At 50.6% G+C, this 17,432-nt stretch carries 17 protein-coding genes; all 17 read left to right on the top strand.

Annotated features, from left to right (window positions below; translation table 11 throughout):
• Window positions 1-33 precede the first annotated feature (33 nt).
• The 17 genes from KNP62_RS09110 to hemL all read left to right on the top strand — a co-directional run bounded on the left by KNP62_RS09110 (window position 34) and on the right by hemL (window position 17,410).
• Window positions 34-297 (top strand): phosphocarrier protein HPr, encoded by a 264-nt coding sequence (locus tag KNP62_RS09110; RefSeq protein ID WP_015881106.1) that lies wholly within the window; start codon window positions 34-36, stop codon window positions 295-297.
• A 113-nt stretch (window positions 298-410) separates the two neighbouring features.
• On the top strand, window positions 411-1,214 hold the full coding sequence (gene racE / locus KNP62_RS09105; protein ID WP_214785299.1) for a glutamate racemase: 804 nt from the start codon (window positions 411-413) through the stop codon (window positions 1,212-1,214).
• Window positions 1,207-1,956 carry a ribonuclease PH gene (rph, locus tag KNP62_RS09100; protein WP_214785298.1) on the top strand — a complete coding sequence of 250 codons (750 nt, stop codon included), beginning with the start codon at window positions 1,207-1,209 and terminating at the stop codon, window positions 1,954-1,956. The genes racE and rph overlap by 8 nt, the downstream gene beginning before the upstream one ends.
• Entirely contained in the window at window positions 1,953-2,543 is a 591-nt protein-coding gene (locus tag KNP62_RS09095; protein ID WP_214695264.1) for an XTP/dITP diphosphatase, read from the top strand. Before rph ends, KNP62_RS09095 begins: the two co-directional genes overlap by 4 nt.
• 5 nt (window positions 2,544-2,548) lie before the next feature.
• The gene (locus KNP62_RS09090) at window positions 2,549-3,061 is read left to right on the top strand and encodes a metallophosphoesterase family protein (protein WP_074032782.1); all 513 of its coding nucleotides are present in this window, start codon (window positions 2,549-2,551) and stop codon (window positions 3,059-3,061) included.
• A 226-nt stretch (window positions 3,062-3,287) separates the two neighbouring features.
• Complete coding sequence (locus KNP62_RS09085) at window positions 3,288-3,701, top strand: group I intron-associated PD-(D/E)XK endonuclease (RefSeq protein ID WP_074032786.1); 414 nt, start codon at window positions 3,288-3,290, stop codon at window positions 3,699-3,701.
• 250 nt (window positions 3,702-3,951) lie between these two features.
• The gene (locus KNP62_RS09080) at window positions 3,952-4,863 is read left to right on the top strand and encodes a hypothetical protein (protein ID WP_214749751.1); all 912 of its coding nucleotides are present in this window, start codon (window positions 3,952-3,954) and stop codon (window positions 4,861-4,863) included.
• An 89-nt stretch (window positions 4,864-4,952) separates the two neighbouring features.
• Window positions 4,953-6,245, top strand: a complete 1,293-nt coding sequence (gene tig, locus KNP62_RS09075; RefSeq protein ID WP_214749748.1) for a trigger factor — start codon at window positions 4,953-4,955, stop codon at window positions 6,243-6,245.
• Between the two features lie 211 nt (window positions 6,246-6,456).
• Window positions 6,457-7,725, top strand: a complete 1,269-nt coding sequence (gene clpX, locus KNP62_RS09070) for an ATP-dependent protease ATP-binding subunit ClpX (RefSeq protein WP_015881113.1) — start codon at window positions 6,457-6,459, stop codon at window positions 7,723-7,725.
• A 73-nt stretch (window positions 7,726-7,798) separates the two neighbouring features.
• Window positions 7,799-10,099 carry an endopeptidase La gene (gene lon, locus KNP62_RS09065; RefSeq protein ID WP_214785297.1) on the top strand — a complete coding sequence of 767 codons (2,301 nt, stop codon included), beginning with the start codon at window positions 7,799-7,801 and terminating at the stop codon, window positions 10,097-10,099.
• On the top strand, window positions 10,100-10,693 hold the full coding sequence (gene yihA, locus KNP62_RS09060) for a ribosome biogenesis GTP-binding protein YihA/YsxC (RefSeq protein WP_074032795.1): 594 nt from the start codon (window positions 10,100-10,102) through the stop codon (window positions 10,691-10,693).
• 110 nt (window positions 10,694-10,803) lie between these two features.
• Window positions 10,804-11,973, top strand: coding sequence for an AI-2E family transporter (locus KNP62_RS09055; RefSeq protein ID WP_214785296.1), 1,170 nt, complete (start codon window positions 10,804-10,806; stop codon window positions 11,971-11,973).
• Between the two features lie 183 nt (window positions 11,974-12,156).
• Window positions 12,157-13,503, top strand: a complete 1,347-nt coding sequence (gene hemA / locus KNP62_RS09050; RefSeq protein ID WP_214760507.1) for a glutamyl-tRNA reductase — start codon at window positions 12,157-12,159, stop codon at window positions 13,501-13,503.
• A 53-nt stretch (window positions 13,504-13,556) separates the two neighbouring features.
• Window positions 13,557-14,474: a hydroxymethylbilane synthase gene (hemC, locus tag KNP62_RS09045; protein WP_214785295.1), complete on the top strand. Its 918-nt coding sequence runs from the start codon at window positions 13,557-13,559 to the stop codon at window positions 14,472-14,474.
• Window positions 14,437-15,132, top strand: coding sequence for a uroporphyrinogen-III synthase (locus KNP62_RS09040; protein ID WP_353047528.1), 696 nt, complete (start codon window positions 14,437-14,439; stop codon window positions 15,130-15,132). The genes hemC and KNP62_RS09040 overlap by 38 nt, the downstream gene beginning before the upstream one ends.
• On the top strand, window positions 15,129-16,109 hold the full coding sequence (hemB, locus tag KNP62_RS09035) for a porphobilinogen synthase (protein ID WP_015881120.1): 981 nt from the start codon (window positions 15,129-15,131) through the stop codon (window positions 16,107-16,109). Before KNP62_RS09040 ends, hemB begins: the two co-directional genes overlap by 4 nt.
• Window positions 16,106-17,410, top strand: a complete 1,305-nt coding sequence (gene hemL, locus KNP62_RS09030; protein WP_214785294.1) for a glutamate-1-semialdehyde 2,1-aminomutase — start codon at window positions 16,106-16,108, stop codon at window positions 17,408-17,410. The genes hemB and hemL overlap by 4 nt, the downstream gene beginning before the upstream one ends.
• The last annotated feature ends 22 nt before the right edge of the window (window positions 17,411-17,432 follow it).

The raw sequence follows: 17,432 nt of genomic DNA, 5'->3' as shown, positions 1-17,432 counted from the left end.
TAGAATTGAATTTTGAAGGGAGACCATCATCTCATGGAAAAAACGTTCACAGTCGTTGCTGATTCAGGAATTCACGCTCGTCCAGCTACTCAGTTGGTTAACACAGCTTCTAAGTTCCAGTCAGACATCAACCTCGAGTACAATGGTAAAACAGTTAACTTGAAGTCGATCATGGGTGTACTTTCACTCGGTATCGCAAAAGATTCTACAATCAAGATCACTGCTGAAGGTGAAGATGCAGAAGAAGCGATCAACACGCTTTCTGACATGCTCACTAGCGAAGGTCTTGCTCAGTAATTCGGGTAAGGGACGAGGCGCCACTGGCGACCTCGTCTTTTTTTGTCATGGGAACGTTTCTTTTTCCGTCTGATGTTTTTTGGTAAGATAGGTGAGAATGGAAGTGATGCAAAATGAAACGAGCGATTGGAGTCCTCGATTCAGGAGTCGGCGGGTTGACGGTAGTCAAAGAATTGATGCGCCAGCTCCCTAAAGAAGAAATTATCTATATCGGCGATACGGAACGCTGTCCATACGGGCCGCGTCCGCACGATGAGATTGAAGCTTATACATGGGAACTCATTGAGTTTCTATTGAAGAAAGACGTCAAAATGATTGTCATCGCGTGTAACACGGCGACGGCAGTCGTTTTGAAAGAGGCGCGGAAACGCCTCGATATCCCGGTCATCGGTGTCATCGACCCAGGTGCCCGTGCGGCCGTCAAAGGGACGCGAAACAAACATATCGGTGTCATCGGTACGAAGATGACGATTGAGAGCGCTTCTTATGAGAAGGCGCTTCGTCACGTAGCTGGTGAGGTCGACGTGTACTCACTCGCTTGCCCACCGTTCGTCCCGCTCGTCGAAGCGGGAGACGTTTCAGGAGAGCGCGTCCGTCAAATCGTGGAAGAGACGCTGCGTCCGCTACAACCTTCCGAGATGGATACACTCATTCTCGGTTGTACGCATTATCCGATCCTTGCTCCTGTTATCCAGGACGTGGTCGGGCCGAACGTGCACCTCATCTCGTCTGGTGACGAGACGGCGCTCGAAGTCGCAGCGATGCTTGATTATCAAGAGCTCGAGAACGGATTAGATACTGTCCCATCCCATGCCTTTTATGCGACGGGGGATATTGAACTATTTGACCGACTAGCGAGCGAATGGCTCGGTCGTCCGGTCCATGCGGAGAAAGTCGAGGTGACCGGCATTGCGTGATACGAGACAATTTGATGAATTACGAACAGTCGAGATCGTACCGCATGTGAACAAGCATGCGGAAGGGTCTGTCCTCATTTCGATTGGTGATACGAAAGTGATTTGTACAGCGACTGTCGAAGAACGTGTTCCGAACTTCCTTCGTGGGAAGAAGCAAGGCTGGATCAATGCCGAGTATGCCATGTTGCCACGTGCGACAGGTGACCGGACTGTCCGAGAAGCGGTACGTGGGAAGCAATCGGGTCGAACGATGGAGATTCAGCGTCTCATCGCCCGATCACTCCGTTCGGTCGTTGACTTGGAACGTCTCGGCGAACGCACGATTTGGATTGACTGTGACGTTATCCAAGCGGATGGCGGTACGCGTACGGCATCCATCACGGGTGGTTTTTGTGCCCTCGTCCTCGCCGTCGATCGTTTGATCCGTCAAGGGAAACTCGACGATACACCAATCAAAGAAGGCGTCGCGGCCATCTCGGTCGGACGTACCGATGAACTCGTTCTCGATTTGGACTATATGGAAGATGTGGCGGCTGAAGTCGACATGAACGTCGTCATGACGGCAAGCGGTCGTTTCGTCGAAGTACAGGGGACAGGTGAAGAGGCGACGTTCACGCTTCAAGAGATGAACGAGATGCTCGCGCTTGCACAACACGGAATCGAATCATTATTCAAGACGGCACAAGAGGCGCTCGGTGCTTCTTGGTGGTACGTCGGAGAACGTTCGGAGGAGACATTATGAAGTTGATCATTGCGACACACAATCCTGGAAAAGTGAAAGAACTAGAAGGGATGTTAACACCGCTCGGATTTGAGGTCGAATCACTACTCGACTATCCGGATGCGCCGGAAACAGATGAGACAGGGACGACATTTGAAGAAAATGCGGCGTTAAAAGCGACGGAAGCGGCTGCCTATTTCGGGCATGCCGTACTCGCGGACGACTCCGGTCTTGAAGTCGACGCGCTCGACGGGGCACCTGGTGTATATTCAGCTCGCTTCGCCGGTCCTGAAAAATCGGATGAGGCGAACAATGCGCTTCTTCTTGAAAAATTGAACGGCGAAACGAATCGCGTGGCCCGCTTCGTCTGTGCCCTCTGTCTGGCGAAACCGACAGGAGAGACGTTGACCGTTCGCGGAACAATTGAAGGGACAATCGGCTATTCCCCACGTGGCGAGAACGGTTTTGGATACGACCCGCTCTTTATCGTTCCATCGCTCCACAAGACGGCGGCCGAACTCGAACGTGAAGAAAAAGCGGTCGTCAGTCACCGTGGACAGGCATTACGAAAACTGGAGGCAGAAATCATTCCATTCATGAAAGGATGAAGCTTATGCGTTTTCTAATAGTGAGTGATAGTCATGGTCTGACGGAAGAATTGACAACGATTTTTGAACGACACGAGGCGGAGATTGATGACGCGTTCCATTGCGGCGATTCACAACTTGCACTTGTCGATGAACATCTATTGCCCTATCGAACGGTCCGTGGGAATTGTGATTTTGGGGGAGACCTTCCGCTCGAACGGATCGAGACGACGGATGCCGGCACAATCCTCATCGTCCACGGGCATCATCACGACGTCAAATTCGACTTGAATCGGCTGCGTTACCGGGCTGAAGAAGTCGGCGCGAACGTCGTCTTGTTCGGTCACTCGCATGTGGCGGGTGCTTTGATCGAAGACGGGGTCGTCTACATCAACCCGGGTTCGATTCGGATGCCACGGGGACGTTCGGACAAAACGTATGCGCTTCTTGACCTAGAGAACGGGGAAGCGGCGGTACGTTTTTATCGCTCGGAAGACGGTTCTCACGTCGAAGATTTGGACATCGCAGGAAAACTATGAGTTTCGAATGGGAAATCGATTGACAGGAAACCATTTTTCTATTATAGTTTTCATGTCAATGTCCCAATAGCTCAGCAGGATAGAGCAACGGCCTTCAAGACTAATAGGAGCCTTTATAGGGAAACAGAAACCTATAAAGTGGACGACACTATATCGGTGAAGCCTTAACAGATGATGCTGATGGTAATACCGAGGAAACTTACGATCTCTTAAGGAGTGATGTTTTATGTATCATCACACAAAAAGTAAGGGAGATTTAGGTGTTTTAAAGGCTCAAGTAGATTTATATCAAAAAGGGTTTATGATTTTGTTCCCTGCAACTGAACATGCACCGTTTGACTTAGTTGTTTACAAAGACAACCAGTTTAAACGGATTCAAGTTAAGTACAGAGAACTAAACACAAACGGGGTTCTAAATGTTCGGTTTCGTTCAAGCTATAGTACCGCGAGTGGAGTTCAGACGCGGTTTATAAACAAAGATGAAATTGATGTATACTGTGTATATTGTCCACAGACTGATACCTGTTATTACTTTGAACCGAATCTTTTTGAAAAATCTATTTCATTGAGGGTAAAAACACCAAAGAATAATCAAAAGCAAAATATTCTTTTTGCAGATGATTATCGTGAGGTTCCGTAGAGACTACACGTGTCGCACCTGAAACGGTGAAGATATAGTCCAGACTACAAACAACACGATGTTGGTGACGAAAGTCATGGTGGTAAGCTAAGCCGTCGGTCGGGGGTTCGAATCCCTCTTGGGACGCTTCCATTAAAATAGAGATGTTCTCTACGGAGAACGTCTCTTTTTTCATTTTCCGGGAAATCGATTGACAAGGAATCGCGTCCTAACGGAAGATGAAAGGGAATGGAAGAGAGGGTGAGGGAAGATGGAGAAGGAAAAGGACCAGGACTATCCGTTCCCCGGGAATTGGTCGCGCCTGCATAAGATGATTCAAGAAGCAGATGCCTCTGGGGAACGACAGCGGATCGAACCGATTTTATGGGATTGGTATCAGGCGATTCCGGGTGACCCGTTTATTTTCATGGAAATCTTCCAATGTGCGATGGAAAAACCGGACGACCCGGAAACGCTCGAGAAGTTGCAGGAACTCGTCGCCATCCAGATGGCGGAAGCGGAAGAACCGGCTTCGGGCGGATTACAGATTGCGCAGTATTACATCATGCGGGACCAGCCGTTTGAAGCGGCGCACTGGATCAACCAGTATCTCGAATGGCAAGACAAAAAGGATACGGTCAACACACAGGCACATCAGGTGCTTCAAGTGTTGAAAATGACCGAGTTTCCTGCGGCCATCGCCAAATTGAAACGGACGTTGACGCGCGGCAGTACAGGGGAACAAATCGAGGCGTTGCAACATGTTCATTTCAATATCGATTCGGTGCTCGACAATGTGCTTCATGAGCTACTCGTATCCAAGCGACCGAAGCTCGTCAAATTAATCGTGTTAGAGAAGGCGTTTGCCGAACTCGCGGTCATCAAGTGGTCGGATGGGGATTCGACAAACGAGATGTCGCAAATGGAAGCGACATCGCACATCGAGACGTGGGAGAAGACCGTCCTCTCGCTTCAGAAATCAGTTGAGGGCGATGAGATCGGGACTCAGTTGTTGATGAACTATATGTACACGCATTATCCGTATGTGCCAGCCGAAAAAGCGGACGTGGAACAGGCGCTCGTACAGGCGAAACAAGCGATTTTGCATGACGAGGCAGTCGACGGTTTGGCAGCTGCGATTTTAGAGGCGGATCTGCGCTTCACACAGGCGTTATTAGACTAAATCCTTGTGTGCATACCGAGGATTTATGCTATAATACGGATTGTTGTACATTTTTGTACGGTATAAACGAATTGTTGGAGGGACTTAGCATGACAGCAAAATGGGAAAAAACATCAGGTAGCCAAGGCGTACTCACGTACGAAGCTCCTGCAGAAGCTTTTGATAAAGCAGTTGACGCCGCATTTAAAACAGTCGTCAAAGACTTGAACGTGCCTGGCTTCCGTAAAGGTAAATTGCCACGCCCAATGTTCAACAAAATGTATGGAGAAGAAGCGCTCTATCAAGATGCGCTCGACATTCTCTACCGCGACACAATCCAAGGTGCGGTTGAAGAAGCTGGTTTCGAACCAATCGCGCTCGAAAACATCGATGTAGACGGCACGCTCGAGAAAGGCAAACCAGTCGCTTTCAAAGTGACATTCGTGGTTGAGCCAGAAGCTGAGCTTGGCGAATACAAAGGCCTCGAGTACGAAGCTGTTTCAACTGAAGTAACAGAAGACGAAGTAACAGCAGAACTTGAAGCACTTCAACAGCAAGGCGCAGAACTCGCTGTTAAAGAAGGTGCAATCGAAAACGGCGATACAGCTGTATTTGATTTCGCAGGTTTCGCTGACGGTGAGCAGTTCGAAGGCGGCACAGCTGAGAACTACACACTCGAAATCGGTTCTGGTCAATTCATCCCAGGATTCGAAGAGCAAATGGTCGGCATGACTGCTGGTGAAGAAAAAGACGTTGAAGTAACATTCCCTGAAGAGTACCACGCTGAAAACTTAGCGGGTAAACCAGCGACATTCAAAGTCAAACTTCACGAAGTGAAAACAAAACAAGTTCCTGAACTCGACGACGAGTTTGCAAAAGACATCGACGAGTCTGTTTCGACACTCGACGAGTTGAAAGCGAGCATCCGTGAGCGTTTAGAAGCTGGTAAGAAACAAGAAGCTGAAGGTACAATGCGAGACCAACTCGTTGAGCAGGCAACTGCTAACGCGACAATCGACGTACCACAAGTTCTCGTTGACCAAGAAGTAGACCGCATGGTTCAAGAGTTCGGTTCACGCGTATCTTCACAAGGAATCGACCTTAACATGTACTTCGAACTCACTGGTACTTCTGAAGAAGCAATGCGCGAAGAGATGAAAGAGCAAGCTGAAGAGCGCGTTAAAGCTCGTCTCGTCTTGAAAGCGATCGCTGACAAAGAAGCAATCGAAGTATCTGACGAAGATGCTGAGAAAGAGCTTGAAGAAATGTCTAAACTTTACAACATCGCACCGGACCAACTCCGTACGATGCTCGCTCCACAGGGCGGTCTTGAGACACTTAAAGGTGACCTCAAATTCCGTAAAGCGATCGACATCCTCGTTGAAAACGGTAAGGCGAAGTAAGTTGATTATTAGTGGGACGACTGCTTAGCGGTCGTCCTTTTTTCTGTCACAACACTTTGGATGTGTAATTCTTTGAAGTCGCAATATGTTCATGCTACAATTATTTCAACGCAGAGATGTAAAATGTCTTTTCACGGTGCATCGCACCAGAAAATACAAATCGCGATTTATCGCACTTACATCCATTTTCACCACAGAAGGGGTGTATCGAATGTTCAAATTTAACGAGGAAAAGGGGCAACTCAAATGCTCGTTTTGCGGAAAATCGCAAGAACAAGTTCGTAAGTTAGTCGCCGGACCAGGCGTATACATTTGCGATGAGTGTATCGAACTTTGCAATGAAATCGTTGAGGAAGAGCTCGGTGTAGAGGAAGAAGTCGAATTTAAAGACATTCCGAAACCACAAGAGATTCGTAACATTTTAGACGATTATGTCATTGGACAAGACCGCGCGAAACGTGCGCTTTCAGTCGCTGTCTATAACCACTATAAACGTATCAACGCCGGCGGCCGTTCGGATGATGTCGAACTTGCGAAGTCGAACATCGTCATGATCGGACCAACTGGTAGCGGGAAGACGCTTCTCGCCCAGACGATGGCTCGCGTCTTGAACGTCCCATTCGCAATCGCGGATGCGACAAGCTTGACGGAAGCGGGTTACGTCGGTGAAGATGTCGAAAATATCTTGCTCAAATTGATTCAATCAGCTGACTATGATGTCGAGAAGGCTGAAAAAGGAATCATCTATATTGATGAGATCGATAAGATTGCTCGTAAGTCTGAAAACCCATCGATTACGCGTGACGTATCTGGTGAAGGCGTTCAGCAGGCACTCCTTAAAATTCTTGAAGGCACGACAGCAAGCGTACCGCCACAAGGTGGACGTAAGCATCCGCATCAAGAATTCATCCAAATCGATACGACAAACATTCTCTTCATCGTCGGCGGAGCATTCGCCGGGATTGAATCGGTCGTCAAACGCCGAATCGGGAAGAAAGTCATCGGTTTCGGAAACGATCAAGAGAATCGCGAGTTGACGCAAGAAGACTTGCTCGCCCGCGCACTTCCTGAAGACCTTCAAAAATTCGGTTTGATTCCTGAGTTCATCGGTCGTTTGCCAGTCATGGCGACGCTCACGACACTCGATGAGGAAGCGCTCGTTGAAATCTTGACGAAGCCGAAAAATGCCCTCGTTCGTCAGTACGAGAAAATGCTCGAGCTTGACGATGTCGAATTGACGTTCACAGACGAGGCATTGATCGAAATCGCCAAACTTGCGATCAAACGTAAGACTGGCGCGCGCGGTCTCCGCTCGATTATCGAAGAAATGATGCTCGATGTGATGTTCACCGTCCCATCGCGTGACGATATCGAGAAAGTCATCATCACAGATGAAACGATTACGGGTCTTGCCGGTCCGAAATACGTCCTTCGTGATGGTACCGTCGAACAGACAGGGGACAACAAAGAGACAGCATAATTTGTTAACGAAGAAGGCTCAAACACTCGGCACACTCCGAGTTTTGGGCCTTTTTGCACAGGAGGCGTTGTAGATGGAAAAATTACCAATCCTTCCGTTGCGAGGAGTCGTCGTATATCCGCTCATCGGTGTGACAATCGATGTCGGACGCCCGTTATCACTTCGGGCGCTCCTTGCTGCAAAGGAGCATGAGACAGATTTAATTGTCGTCACTCAAAAAGAGACCGGAAACGAATCACCAGAACCGGAAGACTTGTACACGATTGGAACGCGTGTTCATATCGCCAAGATGAGCGAATTGTCGAACGAGACGATTCGGGTTCGCATCGTCGGGAAAGAGCGAGTCCGCGTCGACTCGGTCGAATCGACGGATGAAGGCTGGTTCGCCAACGTCGAACCACTCGAGCTTGCTGAAGGGGAAGAGGTCGAACGTACGGCGCTCGTCCGTCTGTTGAAAGAGCAGTTCGGAAAACTTGTCGCCAACATTAAAGGCATGTCCCCGGACGAACGTCGTCGTTTCGAGATGTATGAGCGACTCGAGTCGCTCACGGACTATATCACGTCGAAACTAGATGTCGATGTCGAACTTCGCCAAGCGATGCTCGAAGAAGCAGATGCGGTCAAACGAGGGCTTGAACTGCTTGAAATCATCGCACACGAGGTGGAAGTGATCGAGCTCGAGCAAGAGATGCGCGAGCGGACGAAGAAGTCGATTGAGCAGTCACAGCGAGAGTACTACTTACGGGAACAGATGAAGACGATTCAACAAGAGCTCGGTGACCAAACACAAGAGTCTGAGCCGAATCGCCTCCGCGAGAAGTTAGAAGCGCTCGACTTGCCAGAGACGACTCGAAAGAACGTCATGCGTGAAGCAGAGCGATTGAACGTCGTCCCACAAACGTCGCCGGAATATGCGGTCATCCGTAACTATCTCGACTGGGTCGTATCCCTTCCATGGGGCATCGAGACGGAAGACAAGCTCGATGTGAAACATGCGGCAGACGTCCTCGACGATGACCATTACGGCCTAGAATCGGTGAAAGACCGAATCCTCGAATACTTGGCCGTTCGTCAGTTGACGAACTCGCTTCGTGGACCAATCCTTTGTCTCGCCGGACCTCCAGGGGTCGGGAAGACGTCGCTCGCCCGTTCGATCGCCTCGGCGCTTGAACGTCACTTCGTTCGTGTCTCACTCGGTGGGGTACGCGATGAGGCAGAAATCCGTGGTCACCGCCGGACGTATATCGGCGCGATGCCAGGACGTGTCATCCGCGGGTTGAAGCAAGCGGAAAGCAAGAACCCGGTCTTCTTACTCGATGAAATCGACAAGATGGCTTCTGACTTCAGAGGAGACCCAGCGTCGGCGATGCTCGAAGTACTCGACCCAGAGCAAAACGTATCGTTCTCGGACCACTACATCGAAGAACCGTTCGATTTGTCGAACGTCCTCTTCATCGCGACAGCGAACGATGTCTCGCAAATTCCGGCACCACTCCTTGACCGGATGGAACTCATCCAAATCGGTGGGTATACGGAGCTCGAGAAAGTCGAAATCGCGAAGCGTCACTTATTGCCGAAACAATTGAAAGAGCACGGATTGAAGAAGAGCCAATTGACGATCAAAGAAGATGCGCTCTATGAAGTCGTACGCCGCTACACACGTGAAGCGGGTGTCCGGAACTTAGAACGCGTCATCGGTTCGCTCTGCCGTAAAGCAGCGAAACAAATCGCGATCGGTGAGAAGAAACGGGTCACGATTTCGAAGAAAGCCATCATCACGTATCTCGGAAAACCGAAGTATCGTTACGGAAAAGGAGAGACCGAGGACTCGATCGGTGCAGTGACAGGTCTTGCCTACACGGCGTTCGGTGGAGACACGCTCACAATCGAAGTGGCGCTCGCACCTGGTAAAGGCAAGCTTCAGTTGACGGGTAAACTCGGTGACGTGATGCAGGAGTCGGCACAGACGGCATATAGCTATGTCCGTGCGAATGCGGAGCGGTTCGGGATTGACCCGACGTTTTATGAGCGACAAGACATCCATATCCACGTTCCGGAAGGTGCCGTACCGAAAGACGGACCGTCGGCCGGGATCACGATTGCGACAGCACTCATTTCCGCGTTGACCGGGAGGAAAGTCCATCGCGATGTCGGGATGACGGGGGAGATCACACTTCGTGGACGCGTCTTACCGATTGGTGGATTGAAAGAAAAAGCGCTCGCCGCTCATCGGGCCGGGTTGACGACCATTGTCATTCCGAAAGATAATGAGCGAGACATCGATGACATTCAAGAAACGGTGCGTGAGAAACTGACGTTCGTTCCCGTGACGACCCTCGATGAAGTACTAGATGTAGCATTTGGAGGAAATTAAATGAAGATCAACAAAGCAGAATTCGTGACGAGTGCCGTCGCGCCAGACCATTATCCGGTCCATGAGTTGCCGGAAGTGGCGCTTGCCGGACGGTCGAACGTCGGGAAGTCGTCGTTTATCAATAAGATTTGCCAACGGAAGGCGCTCGCACGGACGTCTTCAAAACCAGGAAAGACTCAGACCCTCAACTTCTTCAATATCAATGATGAAATCATGTTCGTTGACGTTCCAGGATACGGTTACGCGAAAGTATCAAAGACAGAGCGTGAGAAGTGGGGCGTCATGATGGAGCAATATTTGACGAGCCAAGAGGCGCTTCGCGGCGTCGTCTTACTCGTCGATATCCGTCATGAACCGACGGGTGACGATGTGACGATGTACAACTTCTTGAAGCACTATGACATTCCTGTCATCGTCGTAGCGACGAAGCTCGATAAGATCAAGAAGAGCCAGCGTCAAAAGCACGAGGCAGCGGTAAAACGTAAGCTTCAGTTCGATCCATCTGACCGTTTCGTCGCTTTCTCAGCCGAAACAGCAGAAGGAAAAGACGATGCGTGGAAAGCAATTTATGCACTCATCACGGAAGGTGAATGAAGTATGGGCGAAGGGATTCCTTCGCCTTTTTGTTTTTCTCATCCCGCAAGCGGGTAATTATCGTATAATCATAGTTAGTACATAGTCATAATCGTAAACGAGGTGGAGAAATGCAGCGCATGTTTGAAAACAAATGGTACCGCGCCCTCTTTTGGACGCTGACCATCTTTTTAGTCATTTGGGTCGGAACGGAGATCTCATTCGTGTTTGAACCGATTCAAGTTATTTTGGCACTCGTCACGGTCCCACTCATTGTGGCCGGGCTCTTCTTTTATTTCTTGGTCGGCATCGTCGACTTTTTAGAAAAACGGTTGAAAGGGAAGAGGACTTTAGCTGTAGCGATTACGTTGATCGGTCTCGTCCTGATTTTCACACTCGTCTTCAGTATCCTCGGACCGGTGTTAGGCGAACAGATCACGTCGCTCATCAATGCGATGCCGAGTATCGCGAAAGAGCTTCAACAACAAGCGTTCGCCGTTCGTGACACGTTGCTCCAAAATGAGTTCTTGTCGCGCTTCATGGCACAAAATGATGAGATGTTCCGCAATTTGACGACGAACATCACGTCGTATTTAGGAGATTTGTTCGGAAACATCGCGTCGTCATTCGGGCAAGTCGTCGGATTCGTGACGTCGGCGGTCATCACAATCGTCGTCATCCCGTTCATGCTTCTTTACATGTTGCTTGACGGGAAGCGTCTGCCGGACGCTATCGTCAAACTCTTGCCATCAAGCTATGAGAAAGAGACGCGTCACATCTTGCATGACATGCACGAGACGGTGCGAAGCTATGTCAACGCTCAACTGCTCGTCGCGTTCTTCGTCGGGATCACGTCGCTCATCGGTCTTTGGATCGTCGGTGTGGATTATGCTATCCTGCTCGCACTCTTCATGATGGTGACGAACATCATCCCATACGTTGGACCGTTCTTAGGTGCCGTACCGGCTGTCATCGTGGCGTTCATTCAAGATCCAATCAAAGTCATCTGGGTCATCGTCGTCATCATCATCGTGCAGCAGATCGAATCGAACGTCATCTCGCCGCTCATTCAAGGGAAGTCCTTAAAAGTACATCCGCTCACGATTATCATCGTCTTGCTCGTGGCTGGGAACTTGGCCGGGATCATCGGGATGCTCATCGCCGTACCGTTCTATGCGGTCGCCAAAACAGTTGTCCAGAATATCGTTCGCATCTATAAACTAAAAGAGCGTAAACAATATTTGGACAAAGAAGAGACGGAAAGCTCTATTATTACGGATCCAAACTCACCACATTCATAAGAAGAAGGGTAGAAATGGGGTTTCGCCATTTCTACTTCTTTTTGTCACAAAAAGTTCTTATTTTATTTCAGGAAAATCAAACAGAAGATTATAGTTACCAGATAAGAACTGTTATAATGTACGGTAGAGATTGAAAAAAGAAGAGACAACCGTCGGTGGATTTTAGATGAGGGGAAGAGATACATGCATATTGTCGTCGTTGGACTAAATAACAAGACAGCCCCTGTCGCGATTCGGGAGCAGTTCTCGTTTGGGGAGCAAGAAATCGTGGATGCGATGATTGCACTTCGCGAAGAGAAGAGCATTTTCGAGTCGGTTATTTTGTCTACGTGTAACCGGACGGAGCTGTACGTCGTGACAGATCAACTCCATACTGGACGTTATTACACGAAACGTTTCTTGGCGAACTGGTTCAATCTAGAGATGGAGCAGTTCACACCATACTTGTCGATTCGAGAAGGGGAAGAGGCGATTCGCCACTTGTTCCGTGTCACATCGGGCCTCGACTCGATGATCATCGGGGAAACACAAATTTTAGGTCAGGTGAAGACGAGTTTCTTCCGTGCTCAAGAGCATGGAACGACAGGAACTGTCTTCAACAAATTATTCAAAGAAGCGGTCACACTCGCCAAGCGCGCCCATACGGACACGCAAATTGGGGAAATGTCTGTATCGGTCAGCTCGGCTGCCGTGACGCTCGCGCAAGAAATGTACCAACAGCTCGAAGATAAGCAAGTTGTCGTCGTCGGAGCCGGGGAGACCGGTGAATTGACAACACTCAACTTGTTCGAGGCTGGTGCCAAACAGATCGCCGTCTTCAACCGGACGGAGAGCAAAGCGAAAGCTGTTGCGGACAAGTTCAAAGGCCGTGCCCATTCGATTCGTGAAATCGCATGTGGTTTACTCGATGCGGATATTTTGATCAGTTCGACCGGAGCGAAAGACGCCGTCATCGGATATGACGATGTGGCAGCGGCACAATTGTTGCGCCGTGAACGTCCACTTCTTCTCATTGACATTGCTGTGCCGCGAGATATCGATCCAGCGGTCGCGACACTTCCAGGTGTTCATTTGTTCGATGTCGATGATTTGAATGGAATCGTCAACAAGAATCTCGAAGCTCGTCTCCTCGAGGCCGAGAAGATCGAGATGAAAATCGATGAAGCGATTCAAGAGTTCCAAACATGGCTCGTCACGCTCGGTGTCGTACCGATCATGAACGAGTTGCGTGCCCGTGCCCTTGATATTCAAGAAGACACGATGACGAGTCTAGAGCGTAAGCTCGACCACTTGTCGGCGCGCGACAAGAAAGTCATCGGGAAGCATATGAAGTCCATCATCAACCAGATGCTTCGTGACCCGATCGACTATATTAAAGACGCAGCGGCACAGCCGGACGCGAACGTTCGAATCGCCCAATTCGTCGAGACGTTCGGACTCGATGTCGAGTTACCAGAACAACCAGTAGACGAAGTGGAAGAAACAGATGCCACTTCTGCGAAAGCACCACTTCGCGCATTGATGCGCTAACAAGATATAAAAGGCGACGTGTGTCGCCTTTTTCTATGAAGGAGAGACTCAACATGCGAAAAATCATCGTCGGCTCACGCCGTTCCCAACTTGCCATGACTCAAACGAAATGGGTCATCGAACAATTGAAACAAGCCGGAGCACAAAATGAGTTCGAGATTAAAGAAATCGTGACGAAAGGGGATCAAATCGTCGACGTACAATTGTCAAAAGTCGGCGGGAAAGGTCTATTCGTCAAAGAGATTCAACAACAGATGCTCGACGGGGACATCGATTTCGCTGTCCACAGCATGAAAGACGTACCAGCCGAACTTCCGGAAGAGCTCTATATCAGCTGCATGCCGAAACGTGTCGACGCGCGTGACGTCCTCATCTGCGAGAACGGCTACACGTTCGAGACGCTTCCGAAAGGTTCAATCGTCGGAACGAGCTCGCTCCGTCGTGGGGCACAAATTTTAGCGGCACGTCCCGATCTTGAGATTCAATGGATTCGCGGAAACATCGACACGCGTCTGAAGAAGTTAGATTCGGAGAATTACAACGCCATCTTGCTCGCGAAAGCCGGGCTCGAACGGATGGGTTGGACGGACCGTGTCGACTTTGAAGCGCTTGACCCGGACGTCATGGTACCTGCTGTCGGACAAGGCGTTCTTGCGATCGAGAGCCGTAAAGACGATGCAGAGGTAACGGCAGTGCTTCAGTTGTTACATGATGATGTGACGGCAAAAGCCGCGACAGCGGAACGGACTTTCTTAAAAGCCATCGAAGGCAGCTGTCACGTCCCAGTCGGCGGTTACGCGACGGTCGACGGTGACGAAGTGACGCTCACGGGCCTCATCGCGTCAGTGGACGGGAAAGAAGTGCTCCGCGTGACGAAAACGTCAACGGACGGAATCGCACTCGGAATGGACGTCGCAGAAGAATTGCTCGGACGTGGCGGGCGTGAAATCCTCGCCTCGGTCAATGAGTGACGTCTGGTACACGGGAACGAAACGAATGACCGCTTCGCAACGGGCGCTGCTCGAGGCGAGCGGTCTTTCCGTTCATCATGTCCCGCTCATTCAGACGAGAGAGACGCACGTCCCGCCACCCGTGGAACGATTCGACTGGCTCGTCGTCACGAGTCAAAACGCGGTGCCCGCGCTTCAAAATCTGAAGCGTGACGTCAAAGTCGCTGCTGTCGGTGAGAAAACGAAACGGGCGCTTGAAGCGGAAGGGTTTACCGTTTCGCTCATGCCGGAGACGTATACGGGTGAGGCGCTCTTTGAGCAGTTACGCGATATCGTTTCCGCCGATGAGGTCGTCTTGTTCGCGCGTGGGAATTTGGCGAACACGAAGCACATGACGATGCTCTCTCACGTGCAGGACTGGGTCGTCTACGAGACGATCCCAGTGCCGTTGACACCGGCGCAACAGCAACAACTCGAGACCGTGAAGGCACTGCTCGTCTTGAGCCCATCGGCCGTCGAGGCGCTCACACCGCACTTGTCCCGCTTCACCGGGACGTGGTACGCCATCGGCGAAGTGACCGAACGTGCCGTCCGACAAGTGTCGACGTTACCGGTACGAGTGCCAGAATGTTATACTATGGATGCATTAATACAGTGTGTAGGGGAGGATTTTTCATGAACCAGTTTGACCGTCACCGTCGTCTTCGCTCATCGAAGTCGATGCGTGCCCTCGTACGTGAAAATCATGTTCGGAAAGAAGATTTGATTTACCCACTCTTCATCATTGAAGGGACTAACATCAAACGTGAAGTCAGCTCGATGCCTGGCGTCTTTAATTATTCACTTGACCGACTCGAAGAAGAGATCAAAGAAATCGTCGACCTCGGTCTCCAATCCGTGCTCTTGTTCGGCGTACCGGAACATAAAGATCCGGAAGGCAGTGAAGCGTATCATGACCACGGCATCGTACAAGAAGCGATCCGTAAAGTGAAAGAGTGGGCGCCACAGCTCACGGTCATTGCCGATACGTGTCTATGTGAATATACGTCTACAGGTCACTGTGGCCTCGTGAAGGACGGGGACGTCGATAACGACGCATCGCTTCCGCTTCACGTCCAGACAGCCATTACGCAAGCACAAGCGGGTGCCGATATCATCGCGCCGAGCTCGATGATGGACGGATTCGTCGCAGCCATCCGTGAAGGTCTCGACCAAAACGGATTCAGCCACATCCCAATCATGAGCTATGGCGTAAAATATGCGTCGGCGTATTACGGACCGTTCCGTGACGCTGCCCAATCGGCTCCTGGTGAAGGCGACCGTAAAGGCTATCAGATGGACCCGGCGAACCGTCGTGAGGCGTTCCGCGAGTCACAATCGGACGTCGAACAAGGTGCCGACTTCATGATTGTCAAACCGGCTCTCGCGTTCATGGACATCATCCGTGACATGCGCGACTCACTCGATATGCCAATCGTGGCGTATAACGTGAGCGGAGAGTACGCGATGATCAAAGCTGCGTCACTCAACGACTGGGTCGACGAAGAACGCATCGTCATGGAGACGATGGTCGGATTCAAACGTGCCGGTGCAGATCTCATCGTCACGTATTTCGCAAAAGACGTTTGTCGCTATTTGGAAGGAGACTACGCATGACATACAACCAAACGCGCTCACAAGAAGCGTTCGAACAAGCCCGCCCACTCATGCCAGGCGGTGTCAACAGTCCGGTCCGTGCCTACAAATCGGTCGGTATGACACCAATCTTCGCCGAACGTGGTGCAGGTTCACGCGTCTATGACATCGATGGTAACGAGTATATCGATTACGTCCTCTCATGGGGACCACTTATCCTCGGTCACCGTGACCCTGTCGTCACGAAAGCGATCCAAGAACAAGCTGAAAAAGGCTGGACGTTCGGAACGCCGACCGAGCTTGAGACGAAGATGGCAGAACTCGTCATCGACCGCGTCCCATCAATCGAGATGGTTCGTATGGTCAACTCGGGTACGGAAGCGACGATGGCAGCACTTCGCCTCGCACGCGGCTATACAGGGAAGACGAAGATCTTGAAGTTCGAAGGATGCTACCACGGACACGGCGACTCGCTTCTCATTAAAGCCGGTTCTGGTGTCGCAACACTCGGTCTCCCGGACTCACCAGGTGTACCGAAAGAGCTCGCGAGCCATACGCTCACCGTTCCTTACAACGACTTGGACGCTGTCCGCGTCGCGTTTGAGAAATACGGTGACGACCTCGCTGGTGTCATCGTCGAACCGGCAGCTGGAAACATGGGCTTCGTGCCACCACAACCAGGATTCCTCGAAGGACTTCGTGAAATCACGGAACAAAATGGAGCGCTTCTCATCTTTGATGAGGTCATGACAGGCTTCCGTGTCGGGTACAACTGTGCACAAGGATACTTCGGTGTCACACCGGACCTCACGTGTCTCGGTAAGGTCATCGGCGGCGGACTTCCGGTCGGTGCTTACGGCGGGAAACGCGAAATCATGGAACAGATTGCACCGCAAGGTCCAATCTATCAAGCGGGTACGCTCTCGGGTAACCCACTCGCGATGATTGCTGGTTACACGACACTCTCGCAACTCAAACCGGAGCACTACGAGGAGTTCGAGCGTAAAGCAGACCGTCTCGCGGAAGGTTTCACGCAAGCTGGTGAGAAATACAACATCCCGCACGACACGAACCGTGCCGGCTCGATGTTTGGTTTCTTCTTTACGAATGAGAAAGTGACGAACTTCGAAAAAGCGAAATCGGCGAACCTCGAGATGTTCCGTTCGTACTATCAGAAGATGGCAGCGCGCGGCGTATTCTTGCCACCGTCACAGTTCGAAGGATTGTTCCTCTCGACGGCGCATACGGATGAGGATATCGAGAAGACGATTGCAGCGGTCGAAGCGACGTTTAAAGAGCTTCAAGAAGAGTTTTCACTCTAATCTTGACTGCTGACGTTTCTGT

This window comes from Exiguobacterium sp. s183, from assembly GCF_018617655.1.
In the GTDB taxonomy this organism is placed as follows: Bacteria; Bacillota; Bacilli; order Exiguobacteriales; family Exiguobacteriaceae; genus Exiguobacterium; species Exiguobacterium aestuarii_A.
Note: the sequence above shows the minus strand (reverse complement) of the source record. Positions and strands in the feature narration are given on the sequence as shown.

What these genes read in the sequence shown, in the direction of transcription:
- KNP62_RS09110 (WP_015881106.1), top strand. Translation starts at nt 34, where the DNA reads ATGGAAAAAACGTTCACAGTCGTTGCTGATTCAGGAATTCACGCTCGT.
- racE (WP_214785299.1), top strand. Translation starts at nt 411, where the DNA reads ATGAAACGAGCGATTGGAGTCCTCGATTCAGGAGTCGGCGGGTTGACG.
- KNP62_RS09095 (WP_214695264.1), top strand. Translation starts at nt 1,953, where the DNA reads ATGAAGTTGATCATTGCGACACACAATCCTGGAAAAGTGAAAGAACTA.
- KNP62_RS09090 (WP_074032782.1), top strand. Translation starts at nt 2,549, where the DNA reads ATGCGTTTTCTAATAGTGAGTGATAGTCATGGTCTGACGGAAGAATTG.
- KNP62_RS09085 (WP_074032786.1), top strand. Translation starts at nt 3,288, where the DNA reads ATGTATCATCACACAAAAAGTAAGGGAGATTTAGGTGTTTTAAAGGCT.
- KNP62_RS09080 (WP_214749751.1), top strand. Translation starts at nt 3,952, where the DNA reads ATGGAGAAGGAAAAGGACCAGGACTATCCGTTCCCCGGGAATTGGTCG.
- tig (WP_214749748.1), top strand. Translation starts at nt 4,953, where the DNA reads ATGACAGCAAAATGGGAAAAAACATCAGGTAGCCAAGGCGTACTCACG.
- clpX (WP_015881113.1), top strand. Translation starts at nt 6,457, where the DNA reads ATGTTCAAATTTAACGAGGAAAAGGGGCAACTCAAATGCTCGTTTTGC.
- lon (WP_214785297.1), top strand. Translation starts at nt 7,799, where the DNA reads ATGGAAAAATTACCAATCCTTCCGTTGCGAGGAGTCGTCGTATATCCG.
- yihA (WP_074032795.1), top strand. Translation starts at nt 10,100, where the DNA reads ATGAAGATCAACAAAGCAGAATTCGTGACGAGTGCCGTCGCGCCAGAC.
- KNP62_RS09055 (WP_214785296.1), top strand. Translation starts at nt 10,804, where the DNA reads ATGCAGCGCATGTTTGAAAACAAATGGTACCGCGCCCTCTTTTGGACG.
- hemA (WP_214760507.1), top strand. Translation starts at nt 12,157, where the DNA reads ATGCATATTGTCGTCGTTGGACTAAATAACAAGACAGCCCCTGTCGCG.
- hemC (WP_214785295.1), top strand. Translation starts at nt 13,557, where the DNA reads ATGCGAAAAATCATCGTCGGCTCACGCCGTTCCCAACTTGCCATGACT.
- hemB (WP_015881120.1), top strand. Translation starts at nt 15,129, where the DNA reads ATGAACCAGTTTGACCGTCACCGTCGTCTTCGCTCATCGAAGTCGATG.
- hemL (WP_214785294.1), top strand. Translation starts at nt 16,106, where the DNA reads ATGACATACAACCAAACGCGCTCACAAGAAGCGTTCGAACAAGCCCGC.